The sequence below is a fragment of the Mycobacterium ahvazicum genome, from assembly GCF_900176255.2.
Taxonomy (GTDB): domain Bacteria; phylum Actinomycetota; class Actinomycetes; order Mycobacteriales; family Mycobacteriaceae; genus Mycobacterium; species Mycobacterium ahvazicum.
The window spans coordinates 930,924-947,789 of record NZ_FXEG02000005.1; the positions used below are offsets into that span (position 1 = coordinate 930,924).

General features: G+C 67.1%; 19 protein-coding genes. 9 read left to right on the top strand and 10 right to left on the bottom strand.

Annotation, left to right across the window (positions count from 1 at the left end):
• Positions 1-5: 5 nt before the first annotated feature.
• The 6 genes from MAAFP003_RS25630 to MAAFP003_RS25655 form a co-directional block, all read right to left on the bottom strand.
• The gene (locus MAAFP003_RS25630; protein ID WP_096290416.1) at positions 6-215 is read right to left on the bottom strand and encodes a CDGSH iron-sulfur domain-containing protein; all 210 of its coding nucleotides are present in this window, start codon (positions 213-215) and stop codon (positions 6-8) included.
• On the bottom strand, positions 212-904 hold the full coding sequence (locus tag MAAFP003_RS25635) for a HemK2/MTQ2 family protein methyltransferase (RefSeq protein ID WP_096290417.1): 693 nt from the start codon (positions 902-904) through the stop codon (positions 212-214). Before MAAFP003_RS25635 ends, MAAFP003_RS25630 begins: the two co-directional genes overlap by 4 nt.
• 96 nt (positions 905-1,000) lie before the next feature.
• Positions 1,001-1,555: a type 1 glutamine amidotransferase domain-containing protein gene (locus MAAFP003_RS25640; protein ID WP_096291420.1), complete on the bottom strand. Its 555-nt coding sequence runs from the start codon at positions 1,553-1,555 to the stop codon at positions 1,001-1,003.
• Between the two features lie 17 nt (positions 1,556-1,572).
• Complete coding sequence (locus MAAFP003_RS25645) at positions 1,573-1,968, bottom strand: malate dehydrogenase (protein WP_096290418.1); 396 nt, start codon at positions 1,966-1,968, stop codon at positions 1,573-1,575.
• Between the two features lie 49 nt (positions 1,969-2,017).
• Positions 2,018-3,016 carry an LLM class F420-dependent oxidoreductase gene (locus tag MAAFP003_RS25650; RefSeq protein ID WP_096290419.1) on the bottom strand — a complete coding sequence of 333 codons (999 nt, stop codon included), beginning with the start codon at positions 3,014-3,016 and terminating at the stop codon, positions 2,018-2,020.
• 40 nt (positions 3,017-3,056) lie between these two features.
• Positions 3,057-3,521: a GatB/YqeY domain-containing protein gene (locus tag MAAFP003_RS25655; protein WP_096290420.1), complete on the bottom strand. Its 465-nt coding sequence runs from the start codon at positions 3,519-3,521 to the stop codon at positions 3,057-3,059.
• Here MAAFP003_RS25655 and MAAFP003_RS25660 point away from each other — a divergent pair.
• From MAAFP003_RS25660 to MAAFP003_RS25680, 5 genes are read left to right on the top strand one after another with little or no spacing between them, the layout of a single operon-like run.
• Positions 3,520-4,911, top strand: coding sequence for a DUF7847 domain-containing protein (locus MAAFP003_RS25660; protein ID WP_423790943.1), 1,392 nt, complete (start codon positions 3,520-3,522; stop codon positions 4,909-4,911). The genes MAAFP003_RS25655 and MAAFP003_RS25660 overlap by 2 nt on opposite strands.
• 12 nt (positions 4,912-4,923) lie before the next feature.
• Positions 4,924-5,577 (top strand): DUF4129 domain-containing protein, encoded by a 654-nt coding sequence (locus MAAFP003_RS25665; RefSeq protein WP_096290421.1) that lies wholly within the window; start codon positions 4,924-4,926, stop codon positions 5,575-5,577.
• A complete protein-coding gene (locus MAAFP003_RS25670) occupies positions 5,577-6,716 on the top strand; it encodes a DUF4350 domain-containing protein (RefSeq protein WP_096290422.1) in 1,140 nt (379 codons plus the stop codon). Before MAAFP003_RS25665 ends, MAAFP003_RS25670 begins: the two co-directional genes overlap by 1 nt.
• Positions 6,713-7,708: an AAA family ATPase gene (locus MAAFP003_RS25675; protein WP_096290423.1), complete on the top strand. Its 996-nt coding sequence runs from the start codon at positions 6,713-6,715 to the stop codon at positions 7,706-7,708. The genes MAAFP003_RS25670 and MAAFP003_RS25675 overlap by 4 nt, the downstream gene beginning before the upstream one ends.
• Positions 7,708-9,030 (top strand): DUF58 domain-containing protein, encoded by a 1,323-nt coding sequence (locus MAAFP003_RS25680; protein WP_096290424.1) that lies wholly within the window; start codon positions 7,708-7,710, stop codon positions 9,028-9,030. Before MAAFP003_RS25675 ends, MAAFP003_RS25680 begins: the two co-directional genes overlap by 1 nt.
• 3 nt (positions 9,031-9,033) lie before the next feature.
• Here the strand turns inward: MAAFP003_RS25680 and MAAFP003_RS25685 are convergent, their stop codons facing one another.
• Positions 9,034-10,026, bottom strand: a complete 993-nt coding sequence (locus tag MAAFP003_RS25685; RefSeq protein ID WP_096290425.1) for a stage II sporulation protein M — start codon at positions 10,024-10,026, stop codon at positions 9,034-9,036.
• 77 nt (positions 10,027-10,103) lie between these two features.
• Here MAAFP003_RS25685 and MAAFP003_RS25690 point away from each other — a divergent pair, with 77 nt between their 5' ends.
• The gene (locus tag MAAFP003_RS25690) at positions 10,104-11,033 is read left to right on the top strand and encodes an RDD family protein (RefSeq protein WP_096290426.1); all 930 of its coding nucleotides are present in this window, start codon (positions 10,104-10,106) and stop codon (positions 11,031-11,033) included.
• Positions 11,034-11,044: 11 nt separating this feature from the next.
• Here MAAFP003_RS25690 and MAAFP003_RS25695 read toward each other — a convergent pair whose 3' ends face one another.
• The gene (locus MAAFP003_RS25695) at positions 11,045-11,422 is read right to left on the bottom strand and encodes a hypothetical protein (RefSeq protein ID WP_341477113.1); all 378 of its coding nucleotides are present in this window, start codon (positions 11,420-11,422) and stop codon (positions 11,045-11,047) included.
• 197 nt (positions 11,423-11,619) lie between these two features.
• Here MAAFP003_RS25695 and MAAFP003_RS25700 point away from each other — a divergent pair, with 197 nt between their 5' ends.
• Positions 11,620-12,348: a PadR family transcriptional regulator gene (locus MAAFP003_RS25700; protein WP_096290427.1), complete on the top strand. Its 729-nt coding sequence runs from the start codon at positions 11,620-11,622 to the stop codon at positions 12,346-12,348.
• Between the two features lie 47 nt (positions 12,349-12,395).
• Here the strand turns inward: MAAFP003_RS25700 and glpK are convergent, their stop codons facing one another.
• Positions 12,396-13,952 carry a glycerol kinase GlpK gene (gene glpK, locus MAAFP003_RS25705; protein ID WP_096290428.1) on the bottom strand — a complete coding sequence of 519 codons (1,557 nt, stop codon included), beginning with the start codon at positions 13,950-13,952 and terminating at the stop codon, positions 12,396-12,398.
• A 145-nt stretch (positions 13,953-14,097) separates the two neighbouring features.
• On the opposite strand from glpK, the gene MAAFP003_RS25710 reads away from it, so the two are divergent.
• Both MAAFP003_RS25710 and MAAFP003_RS25715 read left to right on the top strand, forming a co-directional pair.
• Positions 14,098-15,573, top strand: coding sequence for a glutamate-cysteine ligase family protein (locus MAAFP003_RS25710; RefSeq protein ID WP_096290429.1), 1,476 nt, complete (start codon positions 14,098-14,100; stop codon positions 15,571-15,573).
• A 19-nt stretch (positions 15,574-15,592) separates the two neighbouring features.
• On the top strand, positions 15,593-16,285 hold the full coding sequence (locus MAAFP003_RS25715; protein ID WP_096290430.1) for a class I SAM-dependent methyltransferase: 693 nt from the start codon (positions 15,593-15,595) through the stop codon (positions 16,283-16,285).
• A gap of 6 nt (positions 16,286-16,291) precedes the next feature.
• Here the strand turns inward: MAAFP003_RS25715 and MAAFP003_RS25720 are convergent, their stop codons facing one another.
• Complete coding sequence (locus MAAFP003_RS25720) at positions 16,292-16,864, bottom strand: VOC family protein (RefSeq protein WP_133160890.1); 573 nt, start codon at positions 16,862-16,864, stop codon at positions 16,292-16,294.
• Positions 16,865-16,866: the final 2 nt, after the last annotated feature.

Sequence of the window (16,866 nt, forward strand, 5' to 3'; positions counted from 1 at the left end):
AGGCCTCAATCCGGCCTGGTGCCAACGCCTTCGACGTGCCGGCAGCGGCGGTGACTGGTGTCGCACAACGGGTATTCGCGACTGCGCCCGCAGGTGCAGATGGCCACCATGAACCGGTCGGATTCGACGACCCGGCCGTCGTCGACTTCGATACGCACCGGACCCGGTAACAGGATGGGCCCCTTGGGGACCACACGTACCCGCGTGCCGGTCATCGCTTGTCCGCCCTGATCACCACCAGGTCCTCCTCCCGGCAGCCCTGCGGCACCAGACCGATCTGCTCCAGCCAACGGGCGCGCTGGGCTAGCACCGGACCGAACGGAATGCGTTCGGAGGCAACGACATCGGCGTTCAACCCGGTAGAGCGCAGGTAGTCCAGCGAGCGGTGGATGCCGGCCAGGGCCGACTGGACCAGGAGCAGGGATCCGCCGTCGCACAACAAATCTGATGCCGCCGCGCAAAGCGGGTCCAGCACCCGCCGGCCGTCCCGGCCGGCATTCCACGCCCATGACGGGCCCACTCCCGGCGAGACCATGTCGATGTCGTCCTCCGGCGGGGTCGGCACGTAGGGCGGGTTGGCCACCACCACCTCGAACGGTTCGCATCGCAGCGCGGCGATCCACGAGCCTTCCCGGACATCGATATCGACGCCCGCGACGCCCGCATTGCCCTGGGTGGAACTCACCGCGTGCGGGCAGATATCGAACGCCGTCACACTGGCGCAACCCATTTCAGCCGCGGCGATCGCGGCGAACCCGCTTCCGGTACACAGATCCAGAACCCGACGACCCGGAATCAGGCCGCTGTATTGCATTGCGCGGACCAGCAATCTGGAATCGGCTTGTGGCTGATACACAGTCGGCTCAACTAGAACGTCGGCGGTAACGGGGTACGTGCTCGTCAACGGCGGGCCTTTCGCAAGATCGCCGTGGCGATCACGGCATTTCGTGGGTAATTCCCACAAACAATGCGTTGAAACGCCAAAGCGGCCTGACGAGGCCTAACCCGTTGCTGCGTGCGCGAATTGCTTGATCAGCGTGGAGCAGAATGCCGGCAGGTCCGACGGGGAACGACTGGTGATCAGGTTGCCGTCGACGACGACCTCCTCGTCGACCACCTGCGCGCCCGCATTGCGCAAGTCGGTGCGAATACTCGGGTAAGAGGTGAGTTTTCGCCCGGCGGCCACCCCGGCCTCGACCAGCGTCCACGGCCCGTGGCAGATGGCCGCAACCGGCTTTCCCGATCCGACGAAGTCGCGAACGAACGAGACCGCGGTCGCGTCGTTGCGCAGTTTGTCGGGGTTCACGGTGCCGCCCGGCAATACCAGTCCGTCGAACTCCTCCACCGAGGCATCCGACACCGCACGGTCGACCGTGAATCGTCCGGCGGGCTCGAGATCATGTTCGCGCGCCTGGATTTCGCCGGCCTTCAGCGAGAGGACCTCGACGTGCGCGCCCGCTTGCTTGAGGGCCGCGCGCGGCTGCTCGAGTTCGACCTTTTCCACTCCGTCGGCCGCCAGAATGGCGATCGTCTTGCCTTGCAGTTCGTTTGCCATCGTGTTCTCCTTCACGGTTAGACGGCGTAGGTTGCGCCGTTGCGGGTGGTGCGTAACGCCGTGTAGAGGTCCAACGCTCCGATTCCGGTAAGAGCCACACCGGCAATGGTTCCGCGCCGTCGGTGTCCGCGTTCGCGGCGCGCCACTCCCACCACCAGCAGCGCCAGGTCCAGGACATCACCGGCGACCCGGGTCCACACCAACCTGTCGGGGCCTCCCAACAGGGCTGCGCCATGGCCACATTCGCGCACACCCAGCGCTCGGATGACCCGGCGTGCCAGCCTGGTGTCGTCCACCCCCGCGAGGGCGGCGACTTTCCCGGGCGCCACGATTTCGCTCAGCCCGAGGCCGACACTGGCTCCGCCGAGGCCGTTCACCAACGCCGTGGTTGTCTTACCGGATGGATCGGTCATCGGTATCTCCCTTGCGTGATGCCGGCCCGAATACCCTTGCCGGAACGCGTCAAACGCGTGTCTGAGACGACGCCTCGCGCAGTGCGTTCAGCAAAGGTTCTGCCGCTTCTTTGAGAAATAGATCCTGTGTCGGCCCACCGATCTGAATCAGCGCGATATCGGTGAAACCGGCTTCCCAGTACGGCCGCACGGCGTCCACGATCGCGTCCAGGTCCGGCCCGCACGGAATGGAATCTGCGACGTCTTCGGGTCGTACGAACTGGGTCGCGCCGGCGAAACCGGCCGGGGTCGGCAAGTCGGCGTTGACCGCCCAGCCACCGCCGAACCACCGGAACTGGTCGTGTGCGCGTGCGATCGCGGCGTCGCGGTCGGGGTCCCAGCACACCGGAATCTGCCCGACCACCCGCCCGCCCTCGGCTCCATTGGCGGCCTGCCGAGTGGCATGCCAGGAGTCCACCAGATCCTTGTCCGGCTGCACCGCGATCAGGTGATCGGCGAGCTTGGCGAATTTCTCGACACTGTTCAGGCCGCTCATCGCCACACCGATGCCGACCGGAACGTCGGGCAGATCCCAGAGCCGCGCGGAATCCACCTGAAAGTAGTCGCCGCGCCAGCTCACCAGCCGGCCGCCGAACAGCTCACGAATGATTTTGATGGCTTCGCGAAGCATGTCCTGGCGCCGTTCGGCCGTTGGCCAGCCCTTACCGACGACGTGCTCGTTGAGGTTCTCCCCGCTGCCCAACCCGAGGGTGAACCGGCCGTCGGCCAGAATCTGCACGGTGGCGGCCTGCTGAGCGACGACCGCGGGGTGATACCGCATCGTCGGGCAGGTCACGTAGGTGTACAGGTCGACTCGCTCGGTCGCGTGTGCCACCGCGCCCAGCACCGCCCAGGCGTTGGGTGCGTGCCCCTGTGAGGTCAGCCACGGGAAGAAGTGATCGCTGCAGACCTCAAAGTCGAACCCGCGCTGCTCGGCCGAAACCGCGTATCGGACAAGGTCTTTGGGTCCGCTCTGCTCGGTCATCAAGGTGTAGCCGAACTTAGTCATACCCGACCGGATACCCCCGGTCCACGGACGCAAACGACGGTTAAAGCCGGTCCTTGACCGCCGCCGACAGCCGGGAACCGTCTGCCTTGCCGGCCGCGATCGCGGTCGCGGCCTTCATGACCTGTCCCATCTGTTTCATGCTGGGGCGCTCGCCGATGGCCTCAGCAACCTGGGCGATGGCGGTGTCGACCACATCGGCTATCTCCGCCTCGGTGAGCGGCGTGGGCAGATACTCGTCGATGATCCGGGCCTCGGCATGCTCGTTAGCGGCCAGCTCGCCGCGGCCGTTCTGGGTGTAGATCTCGGCAGCCTCACCGCGCTTGCGGGATTCCCGGGCGAATACCTTGAGGATTTCGTCATCGGAAAGCTCCCTGGCCTCCTTGCCGGAGACTTCCTCGGTCTGGATAGCGGCCAGCAACATGCGCAGGGTCGCGGTCCGCAACTTATCCTGGGCCTTCATCGCCCCGGTGAGGTCCGCCCGAAGCCGGGCTTTGAGTTCCGCCATGCCCAGAGACGCTACGCGCCCGGACTGTGCAGGCCAGCGGTGGCGGGACCGGACACTGGGCAAGATTGAGAAAAGCCCCGACCGCCGACAGGATGGACCCCATGACGAACCACGACGGCTGCCGGACACGGTGAGCTCGCTTCCGCCTGGCTATCCGGCCGGCCCGCCGCCTGCAGGGCCCACACCCGGCGCCTTTCCGCCGGGGCCGCCCGCGCGCAGCGGTCCACCGCCCGGGTACGGGGCACAGCCCGCTTACGGGCCGCCTGGCTACGGACCGGGCTACACCCCACCACCCGGTTACACCCCACCACCCGGTTACGGCCCACCTCCCGGTTACGGGCCCCCAACCGGCTACGGGCCACCACCCGGCTACGGCGCGCCGCCCGGCTACGGATCGCCCCAGCTGGCGCCGGGAGGCATCAAACCCGGGATCATCCCGCTGCGCCCGCTGAGCCTCAGCGACATCTTCAACGGCGCGGTCGGCTACATCCGCACCAACCCGAAGGCCACGCTGGGGTTGACCGCCATCGTCGTTGTGGTCATGCAGATCATTTCGCTGGTCGCGACCGTGGGGCCCATTGCCGCGTTCGGCGGGATCACCGACGACCGATCGGCAGAAATGAACTGGGGAGTGGTCGGCGCGTGGTTCGGCTCGATGGGTGTCGGCGTGCTGGTCACCTGGCTGGGCAGCATGCTGCTGTCCGGAATGCTCACCGTCATCGTCGGGCGGGCGGTGTTCGGATCGTCGATCACGATCGGCGAGACGTGGGCCAAGATCCGTGGGCGGCTGCTCCCGTTGCTCGGCCTGGCGCTGCTGGAATTCGCCGTCGTGGCCGCACTGTTCGGGCTCGCCGCCGTGATCATCGCGCTGATCGCGGCGATCGGCAACGGGGCCGCGGCGGTGCTGATCGGTATCCCGATGTTCTTGGCCCTGATCGCGTTGATGATGTACCTGTACATGGTCGTGCTGTTCGCGCCGGTGCTGATCGTGCTGGAGCGGCTGCCGGTCCTCGATGCGATCACCAGATCCTTTGCGCTGCTTCGTAATGGCTTCTGGCGGGTGCTGGGCATCCGGGTGCTGACGTTCATCGTGGCCGGTGTCGTCTCCGGGGCGATCAGCGCACCGTTCAGCATCGTCGGGCAGGTGATGCTGGCCGGAATGCCGTCCACGGGACTTCTGCTGCTGGGCACCATGATCACGTCGATCGGATCGGCGATCGGCCAGATCATCACGGCGCCGTTCAACGCCGGCGTCATCGTGCTGCTCTACACCGACCGCCGCATCCGCGCCGAGGCATTCGATCTGGTACTGCAATCCGGTGCGGCGAGCGGACCGTACGCAGCCGCCTCGACCGACCACCTCTGGCTGACCCGGCCATTAGCGGGCTGAGCGAGAACCACAGTGCCTTCTATCGACATCGACCGTGATGCCGCTCACCAGGCCGCAGCCGACGAGCTCAGCAAGCCGATCTATACCAAGGCGTCCGCGACCCAGCAGCTCATGGATTGGATCAACGAGTTGCTGTACCGGCTGTTACAGAAGACCTCCTCGCTACCCGGCGGCTGGTTGACCACCGCGGTGCTGCTCACCCTGCTGGCCATCGCAATCGTGGTTGCCATCCACACCGCGCGACGCACCATGCGCAGCAGGCGCCGCGGTGACTACCAACTATTCGAAGCCGCTCAGCTGACCGCGGCTCAGCATCGTGCGACGGCGGAAAGCTATGCGGCGGAAGGGAATTGGACCGCCGCCATTCGACACCGGTTGCGAGCCATCGCGCGCCAACTCGAAGAGACCGGGGTGCTGAATCCGGCGCCTGGGCGCACCGCCAACGAGCTGGCCCGAGACGCAGGCGAGGTGTTGCCTCACCTGACCGGTGAATTGCCGCAAGCGGCAACGGCGTTCAACGACGTCACGTACGGGGAGGTGCCGGGCACCCAGTCCGCATATCAGATGATCGCCGACCTCGACGACCATTTGCGGATGCGGGCTCCGGCCACCCCATCCACGTCCGGGCAGTACACCCCGGCCGAATCATGGGCTCAGGTGCGGTGATGGCCACCACCGCATCTCAACCCGCAACGGCGAGCACCGGCCGATGGCGGTCGTGGCGCGGCGTCATCCTCATATTGGTTGTGCTGGCAGCCATCGCCTGGCTCGGTGCCTACCTGACCGCGCCGCGACCGGGTGCCCGTCTGGACGCGGAGTCGACCGGAACCGACGGCGCCCACGCGTTGGTCACCCTGCTGCGCGACGGCGGTGTCGACGTCGTGGTGGCCGACAACCTCGCCGACGTCGAACACGCGGCCCGTCCCGACACGCAAATCCTGTTGGCGCAGAGCCAATTCCTCTCCGAAGACATGCTGGACCGGCTGGCCAAGGCACCCGGGGATCTGCTCCTGGTCGAACCAACGGCGCGGACCCGCGAGGCCCTGCTGCCCGGCGTGCGCATCTCGGGCGCCAGTTCTTTTGACAGCAATCCGGACTGCACGCTGCGCGAGGCCGCTCGGGCCGGATCGGTTCGTTTCGGCCCCGCCGACACATTCGACGTCAAAGACACCCGGGTGATCACCCGCTGTTACGACGGTGTGCTGATTCGTTTCCGGGACAACGGCCGAACCATCACCGCGGTCGGAAGCAGCGACTTCATGACCAACCAAGCCCTGACGCAGGCGGGCAATGCCGCGCTGGCGATGAATCTCGCGGGCGACCGGCCCCGCTTGATCTGGTACGCCCCGCACCATACCGAAGATGAAACAAATTCCGCCACATCGATTTTCGACCTGATCCCGGACAACGTTAACTGGATCGTCTGGCAACTGTGGGTCGTCGTGCTGTTGTTCGCGCTGTGGAAGGCCCGACGGCCCGGCCCGCTGGTGGCCGAGGACCTGCCCGTCGTGGTGCGCGCCTCGGAGACCGTGGAGGGCCGCGGCCGGCTGTACCGATCCCGGCGGGCACGCGATCGCGCCGCCGCCGCGCTGCGCACCGCGACGCTGCAGCGGCTGCTGCCCCGGCTCGGCCTGGGTACCGGCGCCCCGGCACAGGCGGTGGTGATGACCGTCGCCCAACGCACCGGGATCGACCCGGGATTCGTCTCCTACCACCTGTTCGGCCCGCCGCCGGGCACCGACAACGACTTGCTCCAACTCTCCCGTGCGCTCGACGACATCGAAAGGCAGGTCACCCACTCGTGACACAGTCCCCTTCCGCCCCACCAGCCGCTACGGCACAATCCCCACTCGCGGACTCGGCGCGCGACGCACTGCTGGCGTTGCGCGGCGAACTTGCCAAGGCCGTCGTCGGACAGGAAGGGGTGATCAGTGGCCTGGTGATCGCGCTACTGTGTCGCGGGCATGTGTTGCTGGAAGGTGTTCCGGGCGTGGCGAAGACACTGCTCGTCCGGGCGCTGTCCGCGGCATTGCAACTGGAATTCAAGCGAGTGCAGTTCACCCCCGACCTGATGCCCGGTGACGTCACCGGCTCACTGGTGTACGACGCGCGCACCGCCGAGTTCGCGTTCCGACAGGGCCCGGTGTTCACCAATCTGCTGCTGGCAGACGAGATCAACCGCACCCCACCCAAGACGCAGGCCGCGCTACTCGAGGCCATGGAGGAACGGCAGGTCAGCGTGGACGGCGAAGCTCGGCCGCTGCCAGACCCTTTCATCGTCGCCGCCACCCAGAACCCCATCGAATACGAGGGCACGTATCAGTTGCCGGAAGCGCAGCTCGACCGCTTCCTGCTCAAGCTGAATGTGACGCTGCCGTCTCGTGATTCCGAAATCGCCATCCTGGGCCGGCACGCGCACGGCTTCGATCCCCGCGATCTGTCCGCGATCAAACCGGTCGCCGGGCCCGCCGAACTGGCTGCGGGACGGCAAGCGGTGCAACAGGTTCTGATCGCCGACGAGGTACTGGGATACATCGTCGACATCGTTGGAGCGACCCGCTCCTCCCCTGCCTTGCAACTGGGCGTGTCACCGCGTGGCGCGACGGCCCTGCTGGGCACCGCGCGCTCCTGGGCGTGGCTGTCGGGCCGAAACTACGTCACTCCCGACGACGTGAAGGCGATGGCCCGCCCGACGCTGCGGCACCGGGTGATGCTGCGCCCCGAAGCCGAACTCGAGGGCGCGACGCCTGACGGAGTGCTCGACGGCATCCTGGCATCGGTCCCGGTGCCGCGCTAGTGATTCTGACCGGGCGCACCGGCCTGGTGGCGCTGATCTGCATCATCCCGATCGCGCTCTCTCCCTGGCCGGCAAAGGTTTTCGAGGTGCTGTTGGCAACGCTGGCGGTCGCCGTGGTTGTCGATATCGCGCTCGCCGCGAGTACCCGCAAACTGCGTTATGTCCGTTCGCCGAACTGTTCGGTACGGCTTGGTCAACCGGTGGACATCAGGCTGGAGATCCACAACGACGGCTCCCGCCGTTTCCGCGGCCAGATCCGCGATGCCTGGCCTCCCAGCGCGCGCGCCGAACCGCGCATTCACGCGGTCAAGATCGCCGCCGGGAATGTCCAGCAGGTCCAGACGCACCTGCGACCGGTCCGCCGGGGCGACCAGCGCGCGGCGGCGGTCACCGCCCGGTCGATCGGCCCGCTGGGATTGGCCGGACGGCAGGGTTCACAGCCGGTGCCCGGTCAGGTCCGGGTGCTGCCGCCGTTCCTGTCCCGAAAGCACCTGCCGTCGCGACTGGCCAAACTGCGCGAGATCGACGGATTGCTGCCGACGCTGATCCGCGGCCAGGGAACCGAATTCGACTCGCTGCGTGAGTATGTCGTCGGCGACGACGTGCGGTCCATCGACTGGCGCGCTTCGGCGCGGCGCTCCGACGTGATGGTCCGCACCTGGCGGCCCGAACGTGACAGGCGGGTGGTGATCGTGCTCGACACCGGGCGCATGGCGGCGGGCCGCGTGGGTGTGGATCCGACCGCGTCCGACCCCGCGGGCTGGCCCCGGCTGGACTGGTCGATGGACGCCGCCTTGTTGCTGGCGGCGCTCGCATCGCGGGCCGGCGATCATGTCGACTTCCTCGCTCACGACCGGTTGACTCGGGCCGGGGTGTTCGGCGCATCGCGTACCGAGCTGCTCGCCCAGCTGGTCGAGGCGATGGCCCCGCTGCAGCCCACACTGGTCGAATCCGACTGGCGTGCAATGGTTGCCGCGATAGCACGGCGTACCCGGCGGCGGTCGCTGGTGGTGCTACTGACCGACCTTAACGCCACCGCTCTGGACGAGGGACTGCTGCCGGTGCTACCGCAGCTGTCGTCCAAGCACCATCTGCTGGTCGCCGCGGTCTCCGATCCTCGGGTGGACCAAATGGCGGCCGGGCGTTCGGATGCGGCGGCGGTCTACGACGCGGCGGCCGCCGAACGGTCCCGCAACGACCGCCGTGCGATCGCGACACGCCTGCGCCAAAGCGGGGTGGAAGTCGTCGATGCGCCACCCGACGAATTGGCGCCCGCGCTGGCCGACCGTTACTTGGCGATGAAAGCGACTGGGCGGCTATAAGTTTCAGGCAGCGGGAACCACGTCGGGCGCATCGTCGATATCGCCGGTCTCCCCGGCCTGCACCGCGCGGCGCCCGAAGTAGATGACGTAGGTCAAGAACGCCGCCTCGGCGAGGACCCCGATGGCGATACGAATAAACGTCGGCAAGGGTGACGGCGTCACCATGGCTTCGATCAGCCCGGACACCAGCAGCACGCCGACGAGCCCAATCGCTACCGACACCACGGCCCGGCCCTGCTCGGCGAGCACCTGTCCGCGGGGCCGATCTCCGGGTGATATCACCGACCATCCCAGGCGCATCCCCGCTGCCCCGGACAGGAACACGGCGGTCAGCTCCAGCAGCCCGTGCGGGAGCAGCAAACCCAACAGGATGCCGCCCTTGCCGGCCTGAAACATCAGCCCCGCGATCAAACCCAGGTTGGCGGCATTCTGGAACAGCACGAACGGAATCGGCAGGCCCAGCAACACCGAAAACGCGATGCACTGGGCAGAGACCCAGGAGTTGTTCACCCAGACATGCAGGGCGAACGCCGCGGCAGGATGTTCGCTGTAGTACTCGGCGATGTCGTGGTTGACCAAATGGTCGATGTCGCTGGGTGTTCCGACCGCGGCCTGTACATCGGGATTGTTCGCCACCCATACCGCGATGATCACCGCGACGCCGAAGAAGGCCACCGCGGTGGCCAACCACCACCGCCAGGCACGGTATGCGGTCACCGGGAAGGACACCGTCCAGAACCTGGTGAACGTGCTGGTCAGCGGCGCATGGGCGCCGGTGACCGCGGAACGGGCACGCGCGATCAGGCTGGACAGTCGACCGATCATCAGCGAATCCGAGGACGCCGACCGCAGCATCGACAGATGGGTGGACACTCGCTGGTAAAGCTCGACGAGTTCGTCGACCTCCGCGCCCGTCAGTGACCTGCGCCGCTTGATCAACTGGTCAAGCCGGTCCCAAGTGGGGCGATGGGTCAGCACGAATGCGTCGACGTCCACCTTTGGCAGCCTAATCGGTTTTTCGGGGTCACCGACGACAGCCGGTCGCACCCGGCGAACCTGTACCGTTCGGTGTTATGTCGGAGGTGGTGACCGGGGACGCCGTGGTGCTGGACGTGCAGATCGCCCAGCTGCCGGTGCGAGCCCTGAGCGCGCTGATCGACATCACGGTGATCTTCCTCCTGTACGTCGTCGGGCTGATGCTCTGGGCGGCGACGCTGACCCAATTCGACGGCGCGCTCAGCGGGGCCATCCTGATCATCTTCACGGTGCTGGTGATGGTCGGCTATCCGATGGCATTCGAAACGGCCACCAGGGGACGCTCGGTAGGCAAGATCATCATGGGCTTGCGCGTGGTGTCCGACGACGGCGGCCCGGAACGCTTCCGGCAGGCCCTTTTTCGCGCGCTGGCATCGGTGGTGGAAATCTGGATGCTCGCCGGGAGCCCGGCCGTGATCTGCAGCATTTTCTCGTCGAAGGCCAAGCGCGTCGGGGACATCTTCGCCGGCACGGTCGTCGTCAGTGAACGCGGGCCACGATTGGGGCCGCCCCCGATGATGCCTCCGTCGCTGGCGTGGTGGGCGTCGTCGCTGCAGTTGTCGAATCTCGATGCCGGCCAGGCCGAAGTCGCGCGCCAATTCCTTTCCCGCGCACACCAACTCGACCCTGCGCTGCGCATGCAGATGTCCTACCGAATCGCCGGCGATGTGGTCTCCCGGATCGCACCGCCGCCGCCGCCCGGCACTGCGCCCGAGCAGATCCTGGCCGCTGTCCTGGCCGAACGCCACCGTCGCGAGCTGGCGCGGTTGCGCACGGCCATGCCACCGGCCCCACCGCCGGGACCCTGGACTGCCGGGCCGCAATTCCACGCTCCGCCCGGGTGGCCCGCCGCACCGCCGGCAGCCATGCCGCAGCCGGCACCGGTCCCGTGGCCACAGCCGGCAGCACCGCAGCCGACGCCGCCGCAGCAGGAACAGCAAACGGGCGGCTTCGCGCCGCCGCGCTAGTCACCTCGCGACTAGCGCGCGACAGAGGCCGCCATCAGCGCCACATCGGCGACCAATAACGCCCATCCGAGCAGCGGCACCGCGATGCCGCCGCGGCGTTTGGCCGTGAAAAACGTGATCAGGATGACGACGAAGGCCACCAGCGGCGCCCCGTAAAAGGCCACGCCGAAATCAATTCCGCCGCCCAGGTTGGGGCAGCTGCGGCCGGTGCATCCGTCGTTACTCATCGCGGCGCCGAGCGCGAAGAGCATGACGATCGCGGCGGCGGGCACCGTCGACAGCGCCAAACCCCAGTTCACCCACGGCCACACGGGCCGGTCCTGGCCGTCGTCGTGGCGCCCCGGTGCCCTGCGATGCGTGTCGCTGAACGTCGGGTTCTCTGCGTTCATCCCGAAGTCCGTACCCGTCGCCCATCCGGGACAAACGAAACCTCGCAACGAGTCTTTTCCGCAGTTCAGCGCCGCAAAATATCGCTTCGATCCGAAGCTGCCCGGAATCCGTCGTTGCATCGCGATCGTTTGCGATATATCGTGATATTCCGAAGCGCACAGACAGTGCGCAACCCGAAAACATTGAGGACTAGACAATGAGCAACCCATTCACTCCCCCTGAGGGACCATTCCCGGGTCATCCCGGCACTGGATTCGGCTTCGGCCCCGGCCACGGCCACGGCCGTGAGCAGCGACGTGCGCTACACGGCACACGGCGACAGGCCCGGCGGGAATTCTTCGAAACCCTCCGCGACCAGGCCGGCGATCAGGGCTTCGGCCCCGGTTTCGGCCCGGGCTTCGGCCCCGGCTTCGGGCCGGGCTTTGGCCCCGGGTTCGGTTTCGGGCCCGGCGGACGACGCGGCGGCTGGCGTCGCGGCGGCCACAACCGCGGCAAACGCGGTGATGTGCGGGCGGCCATCCTGGCACTGCTCGCCGAGCGGCCGATGCACGGCTACGAGATGATCCAGCAGATCGCCGAACGCAGCAATGGAATCTGGAAGCCCAGCCCTGGCTCGGTGTACCCGACGCTGCAACTGCTCGACGACGAGGGCCTGATCACCGCGAGCCAAACCGACGGCAGCAAGAAGCTTTTCGAGCTGACCGAAGAAGGGCGCGCGGCCGCCGAGAAGGTCGAGACCCCGCCGTGGGACGAGATCGCCGAAGGCGCCGACCCCGGCCAGATGAACCTGCGGTCGGCCATCGGCCAGCTGTTCGGGGCGGTCGCGCAATCCGCGCACACCGCCACCGCCGAACAGCAGCAGCGCATCATCGAGATTCTGAACAACGCGCGCCGCGAGGTCTACGGCATCCTCGGCGAGGACTGACCTTGCGCTGGCAAGTGCCCGTCGGCCATTCGCCGACGGGCACTTCGCTACGACACGTCGACCCAATCCAGCGTGCGCTGCACCGCCTTACGCCAGCCCGCATATCCCTGCGCGCGCTGATCGTCGTCCCAAGCCGGCGTCCACCGCTTGTCTTCCTGCCAGTTGGCCCGCAGGTCGGAGGGGTCGGCCCAGAACCCGACGGCCAACCCGGCCGCATACGCGGCACCCAACGCGGTGGTCTCGGCGACCACCGGCCGCACCACGTCCACGCCCAGCACGTCGGCCTGGATCTGCATGCACAGCTCGTTGCCGGTGATGCCGCCGTCGACCTTCAGCACCTCAAGGCGCACACCGGAATCCGCTGCCATCGCGTCCACCACGTCGCGGCTCTGATAGCAGATCGCCTCGAGCGTCGCGCGGGCCAGATGCGCGTTGGTGTTGTACCGCGACAGCCCGACGATCACACCGCGCGCATCGGAACGCCAGTACGGGGCGAACAACCCGGAGAACGCCGGGACGAAGTACACCCCGCCATTGTCCGGCACCGCGCGGGCCAGCCATTCGCTTTGCGCGGCACCGCTGATGATGCCGAGCTGATCGCGCAGCCACTGCACCGCCGAGCCGGTGACCGCGATCGAGCCCTCCAGCGCGTAGACGGGCTTGGCGTCCCCGAACTGGTAACAGACCGTGGTCAGCAGCCCGTTGTCGGAGCGCACGATGGTCTCGCCGGTATTGAGCAGCAGGAAATTGCCGGTGCCATAGGTGTTTTTCGCCTCTCCCGCGGACAGACACACCTGCCCGACCATCGCGGCGTGCTGGTCACCCAGCACGCCGGTGATCGGCACCTCGGCGGCGAGCGGCCCATCCGCGGTCGTGACGCCGTAGGGCTGCGTGGGTGACGACGACGCGATCGCCGGCAGCATCGCGCGCGGAATCGAGAAGAACGACAACAGCTCGTCGTCCCAGTCCAGCGTTTCCAGGTCCATCAGCATGGTCCGGCTGGCATTGGTCACGTCGGTGACGTGCACCCCGCCCCGCACACCGCCGGTCAGATTCCACAACACCCAGGTGTCCGGGGTGCCGAACAAGGCGTCACCGTTTTCTGCCGCCGCGCGCACGCCATCGACGTTCTCCAGGATCCACTGCAGCTTCCCGCCGGAGAAATAGGTGGCCGGCGGCAGGCCGGCCTTTCGGCGGATCACGTCGCCGCGCCCGTCGCGCTGCAACGCCGACGCGATCCGGTCGGTACGGGTGTCCTGCCAGACGATCGCGTTGTAATACGGCCGGCCGGTGCGCCGATTCCACACCAGAGTCGTCTCGCGTTGGTTTGTAATTCCCAGCGCGGCAATGTCTTTCGTTGAGAACTTCGAGGTATTGAGCACCGACATCAATACCGAGGAGGTACGTTCCCAGATCTCGATCGGATTGTGCTCGACCCAGCCGGCCTGCGGCAGGATTTGCTCATGCTCGAGCTGATGACGTGCGACCTCGGCGCCGTCGTGATCGAAAATCATGCAGCGGGTACTGGTGGTGCCTTGATCGATAGCTGCGACGAACTCGGCCACCTGTCTCCTTCGTCGTGAACTGCGACACGTTCCTGCCATCGTCCATGATGGAGGACCGGCCCACCAGATCTGCAGCTAACCGACCCGATTCGCGATTGGTGGGCGCACCCGCGCCGGCGCAATCCGCCGCCGAGGAGTCCGGTCGCCCTTGCGCTACCGCCGGTAACCCTGTTCCATCGGCGATGTGGGCGAAGAGGTCAAGCGCACCACGTACGACCGCGCCCACGCGCGGGAGTACCGGCGCAAGGTGCAGCTGTGTCTCGACGTCTTCGAGACGATGCTCGCCCAGTCACGCTTCGACTCCGACCGTCCGCTTACCGGCATGGAGATCGAATGCAATCTCGTCGATGCCGACTATCAGCCCGCCATGTCGAACCGGCCGGTGCTCGATGCCATCGCAGATCCGGCCTACCAGAAGGAATTAGGCGCCTACAACATCGAATTCAACGTGCCTCCCCGCCCGCTGCCGGGACACACCGGATTGGACTTGGAGGCAGAAGTGCGGGCCAGCCTCAACGACGCGCAGACCAAGGCCGGTGCCGAGGGCACCCGCATAGTGATGATCGGCATCCTGCCGACGCTGATGCCCGAGCATCTGTCGCGCGACGGCTGGATGAGCGATTCGAGGCGGTACGCCGCGCTCAACGACTCGATCTTCAGTGCGCGCGGTGAGGACATTCCGATACATATCTCCGGCCCGGAGCCGCTGAGTTGGGAATCGGTGACCATTGCTCCCGAATCCGCTTGCACCAGCATGCAATTGCACTTGCAGGTGGCTCCCGACGACTTCGCCCCGAACTGGAACGCGGCGCAGGTGATGGCCGGCCCGCAGCTGGCGCTCGGCGCCAACTCGCCCTACTTCTTCGGTCATCAGCTGTGGTCGGAGACCCGTATCGAGGTGTTCGCGCAGTCCACCGACACCCGGCCCGAGGAACTCAAGACTCAAGGGGTGCGGCCGCGAGTGTGGTTCGGCGAGCGCTGGATCAGCTCGATCCTCGAGCTGTTCAAGGAGAACATCCGTTACTTTCCGTCCCTGCTGCCCGAATTGTCCGACGAGGATCCGGCCGCCGAGATCGCCGCGGGCCGCATCCCCCGGCTTTCCGAACTTCGCCTGCACAACGGCACCGTGTACCGATGGAACCGGCCGGTGTACGACGTGGTCGACGGGCGCCCACACCTGCGGCTGGAGAACAGGGTGTTGCCGGCCGGGCCCACCGTCATAGACATGCTGGCCAACTCCGCGTTCTTCTACGGCACGCTGCGCACCTTGTCCGAGGAAGAGCACCCGCTGTGGGCGAAGATGAGTTTCGCTGCGGCGCATCACAATTTTCTCGAAGCGGCCCGCCACGGGATGGACACCGTGCTGCATTGGCCCGGGCTCGGTGAGGTGGCGGCGACCAAGTTGGTACTGGACACGCTGCTACCGATCGCCGACGAAGGACTGCGCCGGTGGGGGGTAGACGTCGAGGTGCGCGACCGTTTCCTCGGCGTCGTCGAGGGCCGGGCCAAGGCCGGCCGCAACGGGGCCAGCTGGCAGGTGGCAACGGTGCGCGCGCTGCAGGACTCCGGCATGACGCGGCGCGCGGCGCTGGCCGAGATGCTGCGCCGGTATTGCGACCACATGCACGCCAACGAACCGGTCCACACCTGGCCCTGCTGACCGCGGGTAGGTTGGATTCATGGCAACCGACGAGGTCATGGACTGGGACAGCGCTTATCGGGAGCAGGGCGAGTTCGCGGGGCCTCCGCCGTGGAATATCGGTGAGCCACAGCCCGAATTGGCCGCATTGATCGCGGCCGGGAAATTCCACAGCGACGTGCTGGACGCCGGTTGCGGCGTCGCCGAGCTGTCGTTGACGCTGGCCGCCCAGGGCTACACGGTGGTGGGCATCGACCTCACGCCTACCGCTGTCGCGGCGGCCACCAAGGCCGCCGAGGAACGCGGCTTGCGCACCGCCAGCTTCGTCCAGGCCGACATCACCTCGTTCACCGACTACCCGCCCGGCTCCGAGGGCCGGTTCGCGACGATCGCCGACAGCACGCTGTTTCACTCGCTGCCGGTTGAGGGCCGCGACGACTACCTGCGTTCGGTGCACCGCGCGGCCGCCCCGGGCGCCAACTATTACGTGCTCGTGTTCGCCAAGGGTGCCTTCCCTGCCGAGATGGACGAGAAGCCCAACGAGGTGGACGAGGACGAGTTGCGCGCCGCGGTGAGCAAATACTGGGAGATCGACGAGATTCGGCCCGCCTACATCCACGCGAACATCCACGCCATGCCCGACGCGCCGTTCCAGTTCCCGCCGCACGACCGCGACGAAAAGGGACGGACGAAGCTTCCCGCTTATCTGCTGACGGCGCACAAGGCAGGCTGATTCAGGTCACGGCCCCATAATGGCCAGACCCCAGTCCAGGTGGCCCTGCCATACGCCGGCGATCCGCCCGCCCTGCACCGCGGGTTTCGGATCACCGATCGGACCGCCGGCTGCACGAATCGCGGTGACGGTGGCGTCCAGGTCGGGCGACCAAAGCGCGAGCCCGATCAGCGCCGGCTCGCCGCCCGCGGCAACCACCTCGATGAAGCCTTCGCCGACCCGGTAGAACGCCATCTCGGGACCTTGGGCACCCCGCGGGTGGAACCGTCGACGCGGCGGCGCACCGAGCACCGCGGTGAGAGCGGTGATGGCAGCCTCCAATTCGCGCACCGTGTAGACGATGTGGTCGACGTGAGTGACACCGCAAGGGTGCACCGCGCCGGTCACCGGCGGGTGGACCGCCGTCGGCACCCCGAGGGCGTCGGGCTGCGCGCAGATTTCGTCGAACCCCCAGCCCCGCTCGACCGTTAGCGCACAGCCCACCCGTCCGATCCGGATCGTGCCGTCATTCACAACGAATCCCAGTGCACTCCAGGAACTTTCGTCACCAGGTACGCCGAGCCAGGTCAGGGTGGACATCG

Coding starts and splice junctions, on each gene's coding strand:
- MAAFP003_RS25630 (WP_096290416.1), bottom strand. CDS start 215: ATGACCGGCACGCGGGTACGTGTGGTCCCCAAGGGGCCCATCCTGTTA.
- MAAFP003_RS25640 (WP_096291420.1), bottom strand. CDS start 1,555: ATGGCAAACGAACTGCAAGGCAAGACGATCGCCATTCTGGCGGCCGAC.
- MAAFP003_RS25645 (WP_096290418.1), bottom strand. CDS start 1,968: ATGACCGATCCATCCGGTAAGACAACCACGGCGTTGGTGAACGGCCTC.
- MAAFP003_RS25650 (WP_096290419.1), bottom strand. CDS start 3,016: ATGACTAAGTTCGGCTACACCTTGATGACCGAGCAGAGCGGACCCAAA.
- MAAFP003_RS25660 (WP_423790943.1), top strand. CDS start 3,520: ATGCCCAGAGACGCTACGCGCCCGGACTGTGCAGGCCAGCGGTGGCGG.
- MAAFP003_RS25655 (WP_096290420.1), bottom strand. CDS start 3,521: ATGGCGGAACTCAAAGCCCGGCTTCGGGCGGACCTCACCGGGGCGATG.
- MAAFP003_RS25670 (WP_096290422.1), top strand. CDS start 5,577: ATGGCCACCACCGCATCTCAACCCGCAACGGCGAGCACCGGCCGATGG.
- MAAFP003_RS25690 (WP_096290426.1), top strand. CDS start 10,104: ATGTCGGAGGTGGTGACCGGGGACGCCGTGGTGCTGGACGTGCAGATC.
- MAAFP003_RS25695 (WP_341477113.1), bottom strand. CDS start 11,422: ATGAACGCAGAGAACCCGACGTTCAGCGACACGCATCGCAGGGCACCG.
- MAAFP003_RS25700 (WP_096290427.1), top strand. CDS start 11,620: ATGAGCAACCCATTCACTCCCCCTGAGGGACCATTCCCGGGTCATCCC.
- glpK (WP_096290428.1), bottom strand. CDS start 13,952: ATGGCAGGAACGTGTCGCAGTTCACGACGAAGGAGACAGGTGGCCGAG.
- MAAFP003_RS25715 (WP_096290430.1), top strand. CDS start 15,593: ATGGCAACCGACGAGGTCATGGACTGGGACAGCGCTTATCGGGAGCAG.
- MAAFP003_RS25720 (WP_133160890.1), bottom strand. CDS start 16,864: ATGTCCACCCTGACCTGGCTCGGCGTACCTGGTGACGAAAGTTCCTGG.